The sequence below is a fragment of the Pseudomonas veronii genome, from assembly GCF_001439695.1.
Classification (GTDB): domain Bacteria; phylum Pseudomonadota; class Gammaproteobacteria; order Pseudomonadales; family Pseudomonadaceae; genus Aquipseudomonas; species Aquipseudomonas veronii.
On record NZ_JYLL01000049.1, the window covers coordinates 1 to 16,194 of the forward strand.

The window sequence follows — 16,194 nt, forward strand, 5'->3', positions numbered from 1 at the left end:
TCTCGGCGGGTTTGCTTGCGCTTGCCGGCGTACTCAAAGTCGGAAAAGCTCATCTGGCTCATGGGCGGCTCGGATCAGGTGTTGCGGGGATTCTCGCATAACTGAAGGCTTGTTCGGAGATTCCCTAGTGGCTGAGGAACCGCTCTACTAAACTGGTTGAATACCGGATACCGGGTTTCGAAAAAGCTACAGCCGGCTGATCAAATCTTCCGGCTGGAGTCTGATTAGCGGATCGCTGTATCCAAGCAAATATTAGTCGAAAATTTCCCGTAAAAACGATTTCTTATGATAAACCTGCTCTTCCTGATGCCTCGACTGATTCTGATGGCCGTTCTGATATCCGTCCCGCCAACCACCACCGTGACCAGGCTGCGGCGCGGAGTGGCCGTGCTTAGTGCCGCGTTTGTTGTCATGGTGGCCAGAAGACGGCTGGGCATACACAGGTTCAGACGGAGGTGTACCTTGCAGCGACTGAGATACGCTCTGTGGAAGAAAACGAGCTTCTTGTTCTTCCTGCTGGCTACGCTCGATGATCTTGTCGAGTTCTCCCCGGTCAAGCCAAACACCTCGACATTGCGGGCAATAGTCGATTTCAACGTTTTGACGTTCCGACATTACCAACAGTACTTCTTTGCAAACTGGGCAGTGCATGGTTCTCTCCTCCAGCGAATGAGCTATATAAAACGCAGCAGCCATTTCACCGACGCAGCAGCCGCAAGCCATTGAATACGACGAGCAAGCTCGCCCCCATGTCGGCGAAAACGGCCATCCACAATGTCGCGAAACCAGAGAGAGCCAACGCCAAGAAGACAACTTTTATGCCCAGAGCCAAAATGATGTTTTGCTTTAGAACCGAGGCGGATCGGCGACTCAGGCTGATAAAGTACGCGATTTTTCGAGGGTCGTCGTCCATGATCGCAACGTCAGCTGTTTCGAGAGCTGTCGCTGTCCCTGCGGCTCCCATTGCGAAACCTATATCGGATTGCGCTAAGGCGGGGGCGTCATTAACGCCGTCACCAACCATCCCAACGGCGCCATATCTGCGTTTGAGTTCAGCGACTGCAGTCTGCTTGTCCTCTGGCATCAGATTTCCACGGGCATCCTCGATGCCCAATTGCTCAGCGATCGACCTCGCCGTCGCAGGATTATCCCCAGTCAGCATTACTGGAACCACGTTCAAAGCCTTCAAAGCAGCCACAGCTTCAACACTCTCCGGTCGGACTGTGTCTGCGACCGCGAATATCGCGGCGGGGCCGCTATTGCCGCATAGCACGATCACCGTTTTGCCAGTTTCCTCAAGCCGTGAAAGTCTGGCCTCCAGCTCCGAAGAACACACGCCCAACTCCTCAACCAAACGATGGTTGCCTAGATGCCAAAGATGACCGTCGATCGTGCCTTTCACGCCTCGGCCATTTAGCACACTGAAGTCACTGACAGGCAGAGCCACAGCGCCAGGCTGCTGCGATTTCCACCCATTGACCAATGCTTTCGCTACTGGGTGGGTACTTTGCTCATCAAGACTCGCAGCAATCAAAGTTGCCTTCTCGATAGACAAGTCACTGAATATATCTGAGTCAGTCAGAACTGGCTTGCCCTGAGTCAACGTGCCTGTTTTATCCAGAGCAACCACCTTCAGCAGGCGCCCGCTTTCCAGGTAGGCACCACCCTTGATCAAGATTCCATGCCGTGCGGCTGCGGCAAGACCACTCACAACAGTGACAGGCGTTGAGACGACCAAGGCACAAGGACACGCGATGACCAACAACACCAGGGCCTCATACAACCATTCACCCCACGTACCACCAAGCAGCACTGGGCCTAAAACGGCAACAAGAAATGCCACCGCCACTACGGCTGGGGTGTAATACCGTGCGAACTGGTCAACGAACCTCTGCGTCGGCGCCCGCTGAGACTGCGCATCCTGAATCGCGGCAGCAATACGAGCGAGCGTACTTTCGCCAGCGACTGCCGTGACAGTCGCCTCCACGACGCCGTCTGTCACGATACTGCCAGCATATAGCGGATCCCCCTCTGCCTTATCTACTGGCAAGCTTTCACCAGTGATAGGGGCTTGGTCGAGAGCAGCACGACCAGATTCCACCCTCGCATCCAGCGGTACCCGCGACCCTGTGCGAACACGAATACGGCTGCCGAGAACGACATTCTCAACCGGGTGTTCTTTCCAGCCAGCTTCGGTCATGACTTCCGCAGTCTCAGGAGCTAATGCAGTCAGCGATTTAATCGCGTTACGCGCTCGCTCAAGTGAGAGTGCTTCGATGGCTTCGGCAATAGCGAAAAGGAAAACCACCATCGCGGCTTCCGGCCACTTGCCAATCACCATGGCACCCAAGACAGCCAAAGACATCAAGAAGTAGATGTTCAATGTGAAGTTCTTTACAGCGATCCACCCCTTCTTCAGAGTTGGTAGACCAGCAGTAAGAATGGACAGCGCAGCCAAGGACATTACAGGCAAAGAACCCTCCTGTCCGGTCGTCCAAGCGATCACTTCAGCGGCGATGGCAGCTAGACCGCTGACCGCCAGCAGCCCTTTCAAGCGCGTCGTCAGAGCAGGTGAAATGGCATTCGGGGTTGCGCCGGCCTCGATGAGATTGGGCCCCATATCCAGCGCGGTCAAAGCGATGACTATCGCCTTCGGATCATCCAAGCGATGATGCACTGTCAGCTCACGATCCAACAGATTGAAATCAAGTCGTGCGATGCCAGGCATCGGCTCTAAGCGATTACGAATTAGCCGCTCTTCGGTAGGGCAATCCATCTTATCAATGCGATACCGAACCAGGGTCGTGCCTTCTGGCTCAGCCATGGCCGAATGTGAAGTCACCGCCCCTGCGGAATCCACTTTGCTCAAACAGCAATGGTCGGCATCGGAATGGGCTTGAGCTGAAGTGCCATGATCGTGTGCGCTATGGTCTTGATTATGGTCGGTGGACTTGGCTCCACAAGGCTGAGAATCCTTCGAACCGCACGCATGCGATCCCGTTCTGCCCAAGCTCTCGGCGTGATCAGGCCCATGCTCAACATGATGTGCACGAGAATGAACCTGTTTGGCGAAGGTCTCGCGGGGGTCAGCAGAACAGCAATCGTCCGACTTCGGCACGAGGTGCAATTTGGCTTTCGACGGGTTTTCCTGGCTCATGACGCATCTACCAATAAGGATATGGCGTCATTGAACAGCCTGTAGTAGCTACAGTGTCAAGCAATGAGTTTGAAATTTCGACTGGGCCGAGGGCGCCGCTCGAGTCTACGTCCCTCAGTGCGAGCGCCTGATAGCTGCATGCTGCGATGCATCAGCCAGGTTGGTCAGCACCTCAAATGCCCACTCAGCTTTCACCCTGGGAGTCATGCATATCGAGCAAGTCGTCAATCGCGTTGTGAAGCCTACGAGTAAACGTTTGGAGAAATCCGCCATGATGGTTTTCGACGCCATTGGCATGTGTCGGCTGTAGACCTCTCTAAGCGCTCATTACCATCGGTAGCCGACAGGGTTAAGGGTAGAAATATCCAGAAAGCTCCTCGACACAGTCGCACCAGCATGTCCTCCTCAACAACCCTACTACAAGCTTTTCGGCATTAATTAGGAGATGCCCACTGGAAATCCGGTGACACCTGCTAACCGAGAATAAAACCCCGCCATGTCTGGCGGGGTCTCATCAATCACCCTTCTTGTGCTTATGCACGTCCAGGTCGGGATGCTTAGGCTTGTTCTCGGGGGTTACACGGCGACGCTGGTCTGTCTTGCCGGTTGATTCGGCAATTGGCTTGGGCCCAGGTTTGATGGCCATAGAACTTGCTCCTTCAGTTGATAGGTATATGCCCTGGCAAACGTCTGCCGTGTAAGCGTTCGCTCAGTACGGTCACGAGATTGAGGGCCCCAAACACTATAGCTTGATATTTTTATGCCAGCAGTGGCGCACCACTTTAGTAAGCGTCTGCCGAACACATCTTGCACCAGCCCGTTTGGTGTAGACGGACGCTCGAAAGACCCTGTCGAGACTATCGCGCTATTCGGTTTCAATGGCAGCTTGCTCCCCTATGCTCTTGACTCGTCTAGGAGCAGCAACCAGAGCGAGCCCCAGCAGCGGGTTCGAACAGTGACTCAATAATCGTACAGTCTGGAGTGTTCGAGCCTAGGCATCTTGACTCACACGTGCCTGCCATTGAGAGCAGCTCTATCCGGATCTGCAGGAGCTTAGCTACCTTAGATTCCACTTCTGCCAAGTGCTTCTTGACCACCGACAACGCATCAGCACACGGACGATCAGCATCTGCCGCGAGCGCAATGAGTTCGCGGATATCGTCGAGTGGAAAGCCCAGTTCACGATTCTGCCTGATGAAGATGAGTCGTGACCGATGCTTTTCGGTATAGATTCGATGCCGCCCTGTCGACCGTAGGGCCGGAGGGAGAAGGCCTATTTTCTCGTAGTAGCGAATCGTTTCAATGTGGCAACCCGTTGATTTCGACAGCGCTCCGATTCCTGACATCCAAACTCCCCAAGCATTTTCTTGAACCTGTAGTAGCTACAGATATTAACCTGCTCAATCGAAAAATGATTTCACGCGTTTTAAGGGCATTCCGTGGACAGAGAACAGCTAGAGAAGAACCAGATTCCCGTTTACTTCGTCGCGGTCATTGTCGCGGCTATCGGGGGCCTGCTCGCACCTGATGCCTCTCAAGCGTTAGGTGCGTTGGTGACACCAGCCATCGCTGTGCTGATGTACGCCATGTTTCTGCAGATCCCATTCTTGGATCTTCGCAAAGGGCTTGCAAACAAGCGTTTCATGACCGCGCTGCTGACCGCCAATTTCGTCGCCATCCCCCTGTTGGTTTGGGCGTTGACGATGGGCCTAGCCGACCACCCGGCGATTTTGGTGGGCGCACTATTGGTCTTGCTGACGCCTTGTATCGATTATGTTGTTGTGTTTACCCATATCGGTAAGGGCGACTCCAAACTGACTCTGGCGGCAACACCATTACTACTCGTGCTTCAGCTTGTGCTACTACCCCTCTATCTAGCCTTCATGGTGAGTGATGACTCGGCGGTGGTTATATCGGTCGGCCCATTTGTTGAGGCCTTCGTAGTGCTGATCGCTTTACCCTTGGTCTTGGCAGTAGCAACAGCTGCCGGGGCAAAGGGGTCACGCATCGTTGAGGGCTGGAACAATGTATGGGCTTGGATGCCTGTGCCAGCTATGGCGGCTGTATTGGTCGTAGTGATCGGCTCTCAGATTTCAACGGTGGTCAGAGACATGGACAAGCTGCTGCCTGTTATTCCCGTCTACATTGGTTTCATGCTCTTGGCACCCGTGGTGGGTGCGCTGGTGGCTCGGGCGTTTAAGTTACCGGCTAGCACGGCAAGATCTGTCGCTTTCAGCAGTTCGACACGAAACTCATTGGTAGTTCTACCATTGGCATTGGCCTTGCCCGAGGAAATCAGAGGGCTCGCTGCGGCAGCAGTGATTACTCAAACGCTGATTGAGTTGGTCAGCGAACTAATTTACATCCGAGCAATTCCTGCTTTGGTGTGGCGCAAAATGTAGATGCCAGGGAAGACATAAGCACAAAACACCCTGCGCGATTAAACAGGTGCCCACCTGTGCGGCAGCAGCTTGTTAATCTCACTCGCGCGCCGCGTCGGCAGGCGCGTGAGAACATCCTTTAGATAGGCGTACGGATCATGGCCATTCAGCCGCGCTGACTGGATCAAGCTCATGATCGCCGCAGCCCGTTTTCCGCTGCGTAGCGACCCGGCGAAGAGCCAGTTCTTGCGCCCAAGAGCCCATGGCCGGATCTGGTTGTCGGGTAGTCAGACGCGGTTGCCCGCGTCCAACCCCCTAAGAACCGTGCATGCGAGTTTCCCAGCACACGGCTCAAGCCTCTGCTAAGGCGCCATTGGGCACCCGGTTATACATCGTCGACATTGGCAAATTGCACATCTCGTGGGCAACGCAGGTGGTAAATCTCAAGATTAGCCGCAGCGTCCGTCCCGCCATGACCTAGCTTCACAATATGGCGACTGTGCCACGGTGTGTCTTTGGTCACCGGCTTGAAGCAGGCGCAGCACCTGCCGCCCTGTTGCACCCATACCCGATACAGCTTGGCTCGACCTTTAACGGAAGTGAGCATCTTCTTGCCCCAGCGGGACTCGAAGTACTCATCCCATGCAGGGTCGTGAGGGTTGGCAGCAGCCTTAATCTTGATATGTCGCACAATCGGTGTGTCTGAGGCGTCTACTAGCGTGTACTGACGCTTCCGACCATCGGCGGATTTTTCAGTACACGAGAACACCCAACGGCGCGCCCCTTGTACTTTGAAATACCGATCCTTCACCCATCGGCGTGTCTTGCGAGGGTGGCGACGTACCGCCCATCGCCAGAGCATTTCCCACACTGCGCTGTCCACCTGGTTGAAGACCTTCTTGGCGACGACATGACTGTGATAGTTCGCCCAGCCCCGTAGAACCGGGTTGAGCAAACCTATCAAGTTAGCCTGTCGTATCGTTTTGTTGGTCTTGATCAACTCTCGCAGCTTGGCAAGTAGAGCCCCGATGTTCGCCTTGGACGGCTTGATCAGGAGCTTGCCGTTGTACTTGCGCAGGTTCCATCCGAGGAAGTCGAACCCGTCCCCTATGTGCGTTATCTTGGTTTTTTCCGGAGAGAGGACAAGTCCACGCTCTGCCAGAAATTCAACCACGGCGGGCCTGACTTCATTCTCCAGCCATTCTTTCGAACAACCAGTGATGATGAAATCATCTGCATAACGCACCACGCGCATTTTTCGGGCTGTCCACTTCGCGTTGGGAAATCTCTTCGCCAGCATCGCTTCCAACCCATCCAGCGTCATGTTCGCCAACCCCGGGGATATGATGCCTCCCTGCGGGGTTCCGGCGTGGCTGGGGAATAGCTGCTTTTGGTAGACATAACCAGCCCGGAGCCATTTCTGCAAAATCGCCTTGTCCATGGGAATGTTGGCGATCAACCAGTCATGGCTGATATTGTCGAAACAGCCTTGAATGTCGCCCTCTAACACCCATTCCGCGTTTGCTTTTCGTGACAGCACACCAAAGCACTGTGCGACGGCATCCGCAGTTGAGCGTTCCGGCCTGAACCCATAAGAGTTCGGGTCGCCGGTAGTTTCCGCTATCGGTTCCAGAGCCAGCAGATGAAGCGCCTGCATGGCCCGGCATTTCATCGCGGGAATTCCAAGAGGTCTCGTTTTGCCGTTTTTCTTCGGAATAAGCACTCTCCGAAGCGGGAGCGGCGAGTAACCTCGCCGCGTCAACGACTCTATCGCGCCGAGCTTGGCCCTAGGCGTATTCCAAGTAACCTTGTCCACGCCGGGGGTATTTTTGCCTTTGTTTTCAGACACCCGTTTCACAGCAAATGCCTTGCCACTGAACGAGTGAGTCAGCAGCCATTGCAGGGCTTTCACCTTGTTATGTCTGCCATCTTGTACAGCCTTCACAATACGCGCTTGCAGCCCTCTGACACGACGTTGTACGGCGATCCAATCGATGCTGTCCCACGACGTGCCGGAAGGTGCACACGCCAATGCTGCTGCGTTCATTTGCTCTCCTTCCGTTGAAAGGGTTCTACCTACTCTCGTGTGAAGAGAGACCATGAGGACGTCTGCCCGCTTTCGCGTGAAGTGATGTTTCAACCTCTATCCAACCCATTACAGGACGGCGTTCGCTTTTTCCTCGTTCCTTCGCCCGCACCGCCATGGGCAATTTTTACAAACGGCTTTCCCTGACGGGAGCGATACGGGATTTCCACGTTCCGCTTACTGAAGTGCGTCGGGTTAGGTGCCTGCTATCGACCGGGAGGCATGTGGGTCACGAATGCGTAGTAGAAAGACGCAGTTCCCACCTCCATTACCATTTTGGTTCGAGCGTGTAAGCCATTTCCGCTCGCTTAATTTAACGATCGTTGCGCAGATTCACGTGTGTTCACCATACCAACTATCTAGCACTTGTCCGGCCATGGCTGCCAGAAGGGTACGCCTCTCACGATTGGTACCCCGCACCTTGCGGCGCCTCGTAACATTGTCGAAGGCGCTCTTGATTCAGCCTTCTAGATTCACCCGGTGACACGGGTGGTTCCCACCAAGGGGGAACAACTTCATTAAGCGACTTCGTGTCGCACCTCCGCCCAATTATTATCAATGGGAACCGCCCCGTCATCGAGGTAGCGCGACAGCGCTGCCCAGCGTTTAAGGCTGTAATCGAGCGCTCTGCTGATGGCCGAACCTTCGGGCACAAGATCACGCTGCGCGTTCATCCAGGCATGCAGCCTATCCTTCACCGGTACGGCTTTTTCTTGCCGTATTCGGCGCCGTAAATCCGGCTCCAGGTCTCTGACTTCTCTTTCGATTTCGTACAACAACTGGATATAGCGCAGGGCTTGCTCGGCGAGCGTGCTTTTATTCGTAGCGTGCAGTTCAAAGAACTTGCGCCGTGCATGGGCCATGCAGCCGATCTCGGTCACGCCGAGTTCAAAGCTGGCCTTGTAGCCGCCAAAATCGTCGCAGACCAACTTGCCATTCCAGTCCTGAAGGAAGTCGCGAGCATGCTCTCCGGCGCGACTGGGGCTGAAGTCATAAACCACCGCTGCCACATCCGAGAACTGGCTGGTAGCGTAGGACCACACATAGGAGCGGTGGGTTTTCTTTGTTCCCGGCATGAGCATCTGCACCGGTGTTTCATCTGCGTGGATGATTTGTTGCCCAAGCACTACTTCGCGCAGCGCATCGACCAGCGGCTGCAACTGAACTCCGGTCACGCCAACCCATTGAGCCAAGGTTGAACGTGGAATCGCCAAGCCCGCTCGACCTAAGATCGATTCCTGACGGTAAAGCGGCAGATGGTCAGCAAACTTGGCGATCATGACGTGTGCGAGCAGGCCCGAAGTCGGGATGCCCTTATCAATGACCTGCGGCGGAACCGGTGCCTGGATCAGCGTTTCGCAGTTATCGCAGACCCACTTGCCACGGACATGGCGTTCGACGGTGAACACGCCGGGCGTGTAGTCCAGCTTCTCGCTAACGTCCTCACCGATGCGCTTCAGGGCGCAGCCGCATGGGCGGTGAGTGTTGTCCGGTTCGTGATGGATCAACGTTCGCGGAAATTCTGCCGGCAATGCCGTGCGCTTGGGCCTTAGCTTTTCCTCGGTCGCCTCTGGTGCTATTTGCAACGCCTGAAGCTCGGCCTCAATCGCCGCGATATCAGTATCGATCAGGTCATCTAGCAGGCTGGCCTGTTCAGGATTCATCTGCTCGCTGCGCTTGGCAAACTTCAAACGCTTGAGCTGGGCGATCTCGTGGGTCTGTTTCTCAATGACTGTTTGATCACGGTTGATTTTCTTGCCCATAGTGTCGACTTGCGAGAGCAACTGCGCTGCGAGGACGCGCAGTTGATTGGGAGACAGTTGGTCGAGATTGGGCGAAGAAGTCATACGCCGGACTTTGCCAGAGCGGGCGTTTCGCGACGATAGACCGATAGGCTAATGGCTGCCGTTAAAGCAGTGTGATCGAGCCTCCAGAACCTGCGCGTTGCCATGGCAGCCCCAGCAACAACGTTTGAAGTTGCTCGGCATCCAGTTCCATCTCAGGACCATGGCGGATGCCAGGCCAGTGGAACTTGCCTTGGTTTAACCGGCGCGCCGCCAGCCATATTCCGAAGCCGTCATGCACCAGCACTTTCATGCGATTGGCGCGGCGGTTGGCGAACAGATAAGCGCAGTGCGGCTGCGCCGCACCGAACACCGCGATCACCTTGGCTAGCGCCGTTTCGGTGCCTGCGCGCATGGCCATCGGTTCGGTGGCGAGCCAGATGGAGTCGATGTGAATCATCGCAGAATATCTCGAAGAAAAGTCGCGCAGGCGGCAGCACTTTCAGTGGGCCAGTCCACTTTGATGATGGCGCGCGGGTGCTGTATTTCAACGCAGATATTCGATGATGCTGGATGGGAGTTCGCCCCCGCAGGTGGGTGTGCCGGAATTTTCTGCGTTTGCAGCCGAATCCATTTGTGGACGAGGTTTGCGTTGAGGCTATGGCCGAGCGCGACGCTGGCAATCGAAGCGCCTGGTTGGGCGCACTCTTGAATGATCTGGGCTTTGAAGGATTTGGAATAGGAACGGCGTGTTGGCTGCATGAAATACCCGCTTGAAAGGCTAGAATTGGTGTCCACTTAATTTAAATGCACACCATGTCTTCGCTTTGCAGAGCTGGGTAGATGACCTGGCCGGACGGTTACCCACTTTATTCTGACTCCGCAGATCATTATCACGGGTTTTTAAGACTTTACTCCGCGCAGTGGGGCTACGGTATATGGCTTTACCCAACACCTTGCAACAGGCATTTCGACGGTGATGGCGGATTGGGCAAAAGCAGCCAGTGAGGGTGTTTTTTTGGCTATGCCGGCAGCTCTCAGATTACTTGCCTGCAGTTGATGGCCAAGAAAATCGCCGTGATTCAAAGCACGTCGGGAGATGTGCCAGATTCTGGTCTCGACTCGCTGAACCAAGATGGTGATTCAGTTGAAATGACACTTGCAAGGCAGCTCATTGCTTCATAGTTTGACGGCCACCTTCGGGTGGCCATTTTTTTATAACGATCCCAATTTACCAGCGGCCAACTCGACACTTCAAAAACCATGCGTCCTGGAAAACCTATTTCCTGATGCACCTAAGAGACTGGTTTGAGAGGGTGTATTCGCTTTTGCGCGAGGACGCCCATGAACCTACCACGCCCTACTCGAACCACAGCGATACTCAGTCTGTGCCTTGCATTATTGGCAGGCATTCTGTGTTATGAGCATCATCAACTCTCCCAACTCCGCACCAGCTTGGCTGCGACTGCAGACAAAGAGTCGCTCGATGCGTTGTTGACGCGGCTTGGCAAAGTCGATGAGCGACTGGGCACGGTAGCCGGCAACCACCTGGTGACCAACGAGGACTTCCGAGCCGGGCAGCAGGCTTTATCGAATCGAATTGATGCCGCACAAGCGTATGCAAAGCAAGCGACGGAGTCAGCGCAAGAAATCTCTCAAAATGCTGCGTCTGCTGGTGAATTGCTAGTCCTCAAAGCCAGCGTCGAAACACTCGATAGCCGTCTTCAAGAACTCAGTCAGTCACGCATCAAACAAACCACTGCTGTGCCCCTCAAGCCCAAGCCTAAGCCCGTTGCCCGCCAACCAAAGCGGCCAAAACCGCCCGCTACCGCCACTGTCACACCGCAAACACCCCCTTTTACCGTTGTCGGTATCGAGTATCGCGGCGGTGAACGCTTTTTGTCCGTAGCACCGCCTGGCAGCACGCAGTTGAATCAAATTTACCTTATCCGACCTGGTGACGCTGTGGCGGGCACCGCCTGGCGACTCAACGCGCTGGACGGAAGATCCGCACGCTTTGACGTGGCCGGAACACCTCAAACCGTAACCGTCGCGCAATAGGACCTCCTTTATGCACTCCCCTACCACTTCCTCGAAAACAATGAAGCCCAGGAACATTTTGGGTTTCATTGCAGGCTTGGCCACCTTCGCGTTTGCATACGGCTGTCATGCGGCTTCGGGGCAATCAACGTCGATCTCGAACACTCAGAACAGTGAAGTTCACAACTCTTCTCAAGGAGCAAGTCAGACAGAACTCGCCCGCGAGTGGGGATTGACCCCCCAAGAATGGTCCCGTTTTCAAACTGTGATGGAGGGTCCTCGCGGAATCTATTCGCCAGGCCTGGATCCTCTGACAGCACTTGGCATCGAAGCGAAGTCGGAGGAGGAGCGGCGACGCTATGCAGAGCTGCAGGTGCGAGCCGAGCGACAGCGTATCGATAAGGAACTGGCGTACCAAAGGGCCTATGACCAAGCCTTCGCACGTCTTTACCCCAATGAAAAAGTCATCCAACTATCGTCCAACCCTGCATCTGCTCCTGGCTCGGGAGCGTTAACTGCTGTGAAAGGCACTGGACGACTAGCCGTTTTTGTTCAAGACAGTTGCAACGCATGTATTGACCGCGTCAAAGACTTACAAAACCAGAAACAGTCCTTTGATCTGTACTTCGTTGGTAGTCAAGGTGATGACGAAATAATTCGCCGCTGGGCCATCTTGGCTGGAGTCGAACCGGCCAGCGTGAGAAGCCGACAGATCACATTGAATCACGATGCCGGTCGATGGCTTGGCCTTGGACTCGGCGGTGAGCTGCCGGCCGTGGTACGCGAGGTGAATGGACAATGGCAGCGTCTGTAATTCGCGCGGCTTTAACGGGGGGGCTACTGCTCACCGCGGCATTTGCTAACGGTGCCGAGGTTCCGCCACCGGCCTATCAGTTGATTGCCCTGCCTGCCGGCGTTCCGTCCGAGGTGCTGTACTCCGTTGCACTGCAAGAGAGTGGCACCCGACTTCGCGGCCAGATCGTCCCCTGGCCCTGGACGTTGAATGTCGCCGGCGCCGGATATCGCTTTGCGACACGCAGCGATGCTTGCAGAGCGTTGATGATCGCCCTTCAGACCGCAGGCCCAAATAGAGTCGACGTCGGGCTTGGACAAACCAACATCGGTGCCAACGGCCACCGTTATAGCTATCCCTGCGAAGGGCTGGATCCGTACAAAAACCTCTCGGTTACGGCCCAGATCCTGGCTGAGCAAAAAGCCAAAGGAGGCGACTGGATCACCGCTGCTGGTCGGTACCACCGCCCTGCCGGAGGCGAACCCGCTGCCCGATACCGACGAGCTTTTGCCAAACACCTCAGCCGGGTCACCGGTATCAACCTGATGGCGAATAATCCATGAATAGATTGCTGCATCTGCCTGTTTTGCTGTCTTTGGCCTCCCCCATGGCAGTGCATGCCACCTCGCTGATTGTTGTTGAAGACCGAGGGGGTGTTTCCGCTCTGCCCTACTACCAGTACTTGGCTCCAGAACCTACTGAGCAGTCAGCACAGTCAGAGAATATTGGTGTGCGTGGGCAAGGCTCGTTTCCAGTGCGCTCTGACCAACTGACACCCGGGCAGGTACAGGGCCGGGTAATCAATGCACCTGGCCTGCAACCATTGTTTCTTGTAGGCGACGATGAAAGCTCCAGAAAGTGGTTATCACAGCGCCGCGATCAGTTACAGCAACTGCAGGCAGTGGGCCTTGTGGTTAACGTGGCCAGCGCCGAGCGGTTTGCCGAAATCCAACGATGGGCAGGAAATCTACAGTTGGTCCCGGCTCCATCAAATGATCTGGCACAGCGCTTGGGAGTCCAGCATTACCCGCTGTTGATCACTGCCACAACGATCCAGCAGTAACCAGGGTATGGCCTCTCTTACGCACATCACCTTGGTCATCAAGCAACCAGATGACCCACGAGCAGGCCAACTGCTTTTTGAACAGGTCACCTATGTCGCCAAGCTCTATGGCGGCACCGTCATCGCCCGCGTACCTGGTGACGAGGTGGAGCTATGTCAGCGGCTAAAAGAACGACTGCCCGAGGCAGTTGAGCAAGCGAGGCAAGAGTTGGCCAATTCATCATCACGCATGAAAGGAGGATCCCGGCCCCATGAAGCTGACCAAGAAGCAACGCTGCGAGCTTCACGCTAAATTCGCGGGCCATTGCGCATACTGCGGTGTGCTGTTGGGTGACCGGTGGCATGCGGACCACATGGAAGCAGTATGGCGAGAACCAGAGAGGGTGGACGGCAAGTACTCCGGTGCCATCATTTTGGGGCGGCCAGAGAACCACGCCATCAGCAACATGATGCCCGCGTGCGTGCCGTGTAATTTGAGCAAGGCAGCGATGCCACTAGAAGTCTGGCGAGAGCGCATTGCTGGACACGTCAACTCCCTTAACAGCTACCACCCCATATACCGCCTGGCCAAGTCCTATGGGCTGATCGCTGAGACAGGCAAGCCAGTCGTTTTCCATTTCGAAACAGTGGGGCCATTGTCCCCTTTCACTCATAGGAAGTGATCCATGACCACCTCCTACACCATTGAGTCGTTACTACGCCCTGCTGTTGAGCTGTACACAGTTTGCGTATGTGCCGCTGCGGCGTTGCTCTGTATTTTCGCGCCCTGGGCGGTTGCTCTGACGCCTTTATTCGGCATGGTTGCCGGTACAGGCTTTCTGGGTCTAGGGTTCGTCCGCCTCAAACAAGCGTTGGTAGTGCTGCGTTACCGGCGCAATATTCGGCGCCTACCCCACTACACCATGACCAGCAAAGACATGCCGGTCAGCAATGAGCGGCTATTCATCGGTAAAGGCTTTCGCTGGACCCAAAAACATACTCAGCGGTTGATGGAGACTTACCTCCCAAAGTACGCCGAGTATGTCGAGCCCACGTCTATCTATACCTTTGCTCGCAGAATTGAGGAGCGTCTGGAGTTCGCACCCTTTCCACTCAAATTGCTGTCAAAGGCTACCTCGTGGGATGTGCCATTTAACCCGGCGCGTCCACTTCCTCCAGTCGGGGGGCTACCGCGCTTACACGGTATAGAGCCGAACGAAGCGGATGTCAGCCTGCCACTGGGTGAGCGGGTTGGACACTCCCTTGTATTGGGGACTACTCGTGTTGGAAAAACCCGCTTGGCAGAGTTGTTTATCACCCAAGACATCAGGCGTACCCGCCGTAGCCCCCGGCGCCGCGTTCATATGGGGCGCCGCGTGCAACCCGTTCATCGAAGCCAGCGCAATGTAGAAATGGACCTGGACCGCGAAGTGGTGATTGTCTTCGATCCTAAAGGCGACGCAGACCTCCTGAAGCGCATGTACATCGAATGCAAGCGCGCAAACCGACTGGAGGAATTCTACGTGTTCCACCTAGGCTGGCCCGATCACTCCGCTCGCTACAACGCCGTCGGCCGGTTTGGTCGGATCTCGGAGGTTGCCACCCGCATTGCCGGCCAACTTTCGGGGGAAGGCAATTCCGCGGCATTCCGGGAATTCGCCTGGCGTTTCGTCAACATCATCGCGCGCGCCCTCGTGGCACTGGGACGTCGGCCGGACTATGAACAGATCCTCAAGCATGTGACAAACATTGACGCGCTGTTTATTGAGTATGCGCAGAAGCACTTTGCTGAAAATGATCCCAAAGCCTGGCAAACCATCGTTGAGCTGGAAGGAAAGATCGATCGTAAGAACCTCAGTTTCGCCATGAAGGATCGACCGCTACGCGTGGTGGCCCTGGACATGTACCTCACTCAGCAACGCATCTCCGACCCAGTGATGGAGGGTCTGCGATCAGCCGTACGCTATGACAAAACCTATTTCGACAAGATCGTGGCCAGCCTTCTGCCATTGCTGGAAAAACTGACCACAGGCCGGATTGCAGAGCTGCTATCTCCCGACTACATGGATCTTGAGGACCCACGACCAATCTTTGACTGGATGCAGATCATCCGCAAACGGGCAGTGGTCTATGTCGGCCTGGACGCTTTATCTGATACAGAGGTAGCTGCAGCGGTGGGCAACTCGATGTTCAGCGACCTGGTGTCAGTTGCGGGTCACATCTATAAGTTTGGCATCGATGATGGCTTGCCCGGGGCCACCGGCGGCAAGGTAGCAATTAACGTACATGCGGACGAATTCAACGAACTGATGGGCGATGAATTCATACCGATGATCAACAAAGGCGGTGGTGCCGGCATGCAGGTCACGGCCTATACCCAAACCATGAGCGATATTGAGGCAAAAATCGGTAACCGGGCTAAAGCTGGCCAAGTCATCGGTAACTTCAACAACCTGTTCATGTTACGTGTACGTGAGACTGCAACCGCCGAGCTGCTGACCAACCAGTTGCCAAAGGTCCAGGTGTTTACCAGTACACCAGCAAGCAGTGCAAACGACGCTATTAACGGCAACACCGCTTTCACCTCTAACACTCACGATCAGATCCAAAGTGTCAGCGTACCGATGATCGAACCGGCGCATGTGGTTGCCCTACCCAAGGGGCAATGCTTTGCCCTGATAGAGGGCGGGAATTTGTGGAAGATTCGTATGCCGTTGCCGGCAAGCGATCCCGATGAAGTGATGCCCAAGGATCTTCAGGCCTTGGTTGAGGGCATGCGTAAAGGATCCGGAACCAGCAGCGACTGGTGGCAAGCACCGGGATATGACGCACTAAGTGAGTCGCTTCCTGATGACTTGGTAGACGACTTCCGCCAGATGGCCAATAACGGAAAAGCCGCATAGGCTTGAAG

The 16,194-nt window shown here is 55.2% G+C and carries 15 protein-coding genes and 3 pseudogenes; 9 read left to right on the top strand and 9 right to left on the bottom strand.

Annotation, left to right across the window (positions count from 1 at the left end; genetic code table 11):
* Window positions 1-252 precede the first annotated feature (252 nt).
* The 4 genes from TU80_RS32340 to TU80_RS34115 form a co-directional block, all read right to left on the bottom strand.
* A complete protein-coding gene (locus TU80_RS32340; protein ID WP_073844972.1) occupies window positions 253-651 on the bottom strand; it encodes a TFIIB-type zinc ribbon-containing protein in 399 nt (132 codons plus the stop codon).
* Between the two features lie 46 nt (window positions 652-697).
* Window positions 698-3,157, bottom strand: coding sequence for a heavy metal translocating P-type ATPase (locus TU80_RS30070; RefSeq protein WP_024073364.1), 2,460 nt, complete (start codon window positions 3,155-3,157; stop codon window positions 698-700).
* A 514-nt stretch (window positions 3,158-3,671) separates the two neighbouring features.
* Window positions 3,672-3,803, bottom strand: a complete 132-nt coding sequence (locus tag TU80_RS33775; protein WP_024073362.1) for a hypothetical protein — start codon at window positions 3,801-3,803, stop codon at window positions 3,672-3,674.
* Between the two features lie 265 nt (window positions 3,804-4,068).
* A complete protein-coding gene (locus TU80_RS34115; protein WP_024073361.1) occupies window positions 4,069-4,503 on the bottom strand; it encodes a MerR family transcriptional regulator in 435 nt (144 codons plus the stop codon).
* A 93-nt stretch (window positions 4,504-4,596) separates the two neighbouring features.
* On the opposite strand from TU80_RS34115, the gene TU80_RS30080 reads away from it, so the two are divergent.
* Window positions 4,597-5,559, top strand: coding sequence for an arsenic resistance protein (locus TU80_RS30080; protein ID WP_024073360.1), 963 nt, complete (start codon window positions 4,597-4,599; stop codon window positions 5,557-5,559).
* A 38-nt stretch (window positions 5,560-5,597) separates the two neighbouring features.
* Here TU80_RS30080 and TU80_RS32350 read toward each other — a convergent pair.
* The 5 genes and pseudogenes from TU80_RS32350 to TU80_RS32355 all read right to left on the bottom strand — a co-directional run.
* Window positions 5,598-5,819, bottom strand: a pseudogene (locus tag TU80_RS32350) (transposase domain-containing protein); the annotation flags it as partial.
* 104 nt (window positions 5,820-5,923) lie between these two features.
* Entirely contained in the window at window positions 5,924-7,585 is a 1,662-nt protein-coding gene (gene ltrA, locus TU80_RS30085) for a group II intron reverse transcriptase/maturase (protein WP_024073359.1), read from the bottom strand.
* 578 nt (window positions 7,586-8,163) lie between these two features.
* Window positions 8,164-9,471: pseudogene (gene tnpC / locus TU80_RS30090) on the bottom strand (IS66 family transposase); the annotation flags it as partial.
* 61 nt (window positions 9,472-9,532) lie between these two features.
* Complete coding sequence (tnpB, locus tag TU80_RS30095; RefSeq protein ID WP_024073357.1) at window positions 9,533-9,868, bottom strand: IS66 family insertion sequence element accessory protein TnpB; 336 nt, start codon at window positions 9,866-9,868, stop codon at window positions 9,533-9,535.
* Window positions 9,865-10,170 (bottom strand): transposase, encoded by a 306-nt coding sequence (locus TU80_RS32355; RefSeq protein ID WP_093235877.1) that lies wholly within the window; start codon window positions 10,168-10,170, stop codon window positions 9,865-9,867. Before TU80_RS32355 ends, tnpB begins: the two co-directional genes overlap by 4 nt.
* Window positions 10,171-10,361: 191 nt before the next feature.
* On the opposite strand from TU80_RS32355, the pseudogene TU80_RS33845 reads away from it, so the two are divergent.
* From TU80_RS33845 to traD, 8 genes and pseudogenes are all read left to right on the top strand, one after another.
* A pseudogene (locus TU80_RS33845) lies at window positions 10,362-10,593 on the top strand (DEAD/DEAH box helicase); the annotation flags it as partial.
* A gap of 159 nt (window positions 10,594-10,752) precedes the next feature.
* On the top strand, window positions 10,753-11,469 hold the full coding sequence (locus TU80_RS32365) for a hypothetical protein (protein ID WP_024073356.1): 717 nt from the start codon (window positions 10,753-10,755) through the stop codon (window positions 11,467-11,469).
* 40 nt (window positions 11,470-11,509) lie between these two features.
* On the top strand, window positions 11,510-12,262 hold the full coding sequence (locus TU80_RS32370; RefSeq protein WP_024073355.1) for a TIGR03759 family integrating conjugative element protein: 753 nt from the start codon (window positions 11,510-11,512) through the stop codon (window positions 12,260-12,262).
* Window positions 12,247-12,804, top strand: coding sequence for a lysozyme family protein (locus tag TU80_RS30110; protein WP_008437382.1), 558 nt, complete (start codon window positions 12,247-12,249; stop codon window positions 12,802-12,804). Before TU80_RS32370 ends, TU80_RS30110 begins: the two co-directional genes overlap by 16 nt.
* Window positions 12,801-13,304, top strand: a complete 504-nt coding sequence (locus TU80_RS30115) for an integrating conjugative element protein (protein ID WP_008437383.1) — start codon at window positions 12,801-12,803, stop codon at window positions 13,302-13,304. The genes TU80_RS30110 and TU80_RS30115 overlap by 4 nt, the downstream gene beginning before the upstream one ends.
* A 7-nt stretch (window positions 13,305-13,311) precedes the next feature.
* Window positions 13,312-13,596 (top strand): hypothetical protein, encoded by a 285-nt coding sequence (locus TU80_RS32915; protein ID WP_024073354.1) that lies wholly within the window; start codon window positions 13,312-13,314, stop codon window positions 13,594-13,596.
* Window positions 13,556-13,966, top strand: a complete 411-nt coding sequence (locus tag TU80_RS30120; protein WP_008437384.1) for a hypothetical protein — start codon at window positions 13,556-13,558, stop codon at window positions 13,964-13,966. The genes TU80_RS32915 and TU80_RS30120 overlap by 41 nt, the downstream gene beginning before the upstream one ends.
* A gap of 3 nt (window positions 13,967-13,969) precedes the next feature.
* Window positions 13,970-16,186, top strand: coding sequence for a type IV conjugative transfer system coupling protein TraD (gene traD / locus TU80_RS30125; protein ID WP_024073353.1), 2,217 nt, complete (start codon window positions 13,970-13,972; stop codon window positions 16,184-16,186).
* Window positions 16,187-16,194 lie beyond the last annotated feature (8 nt).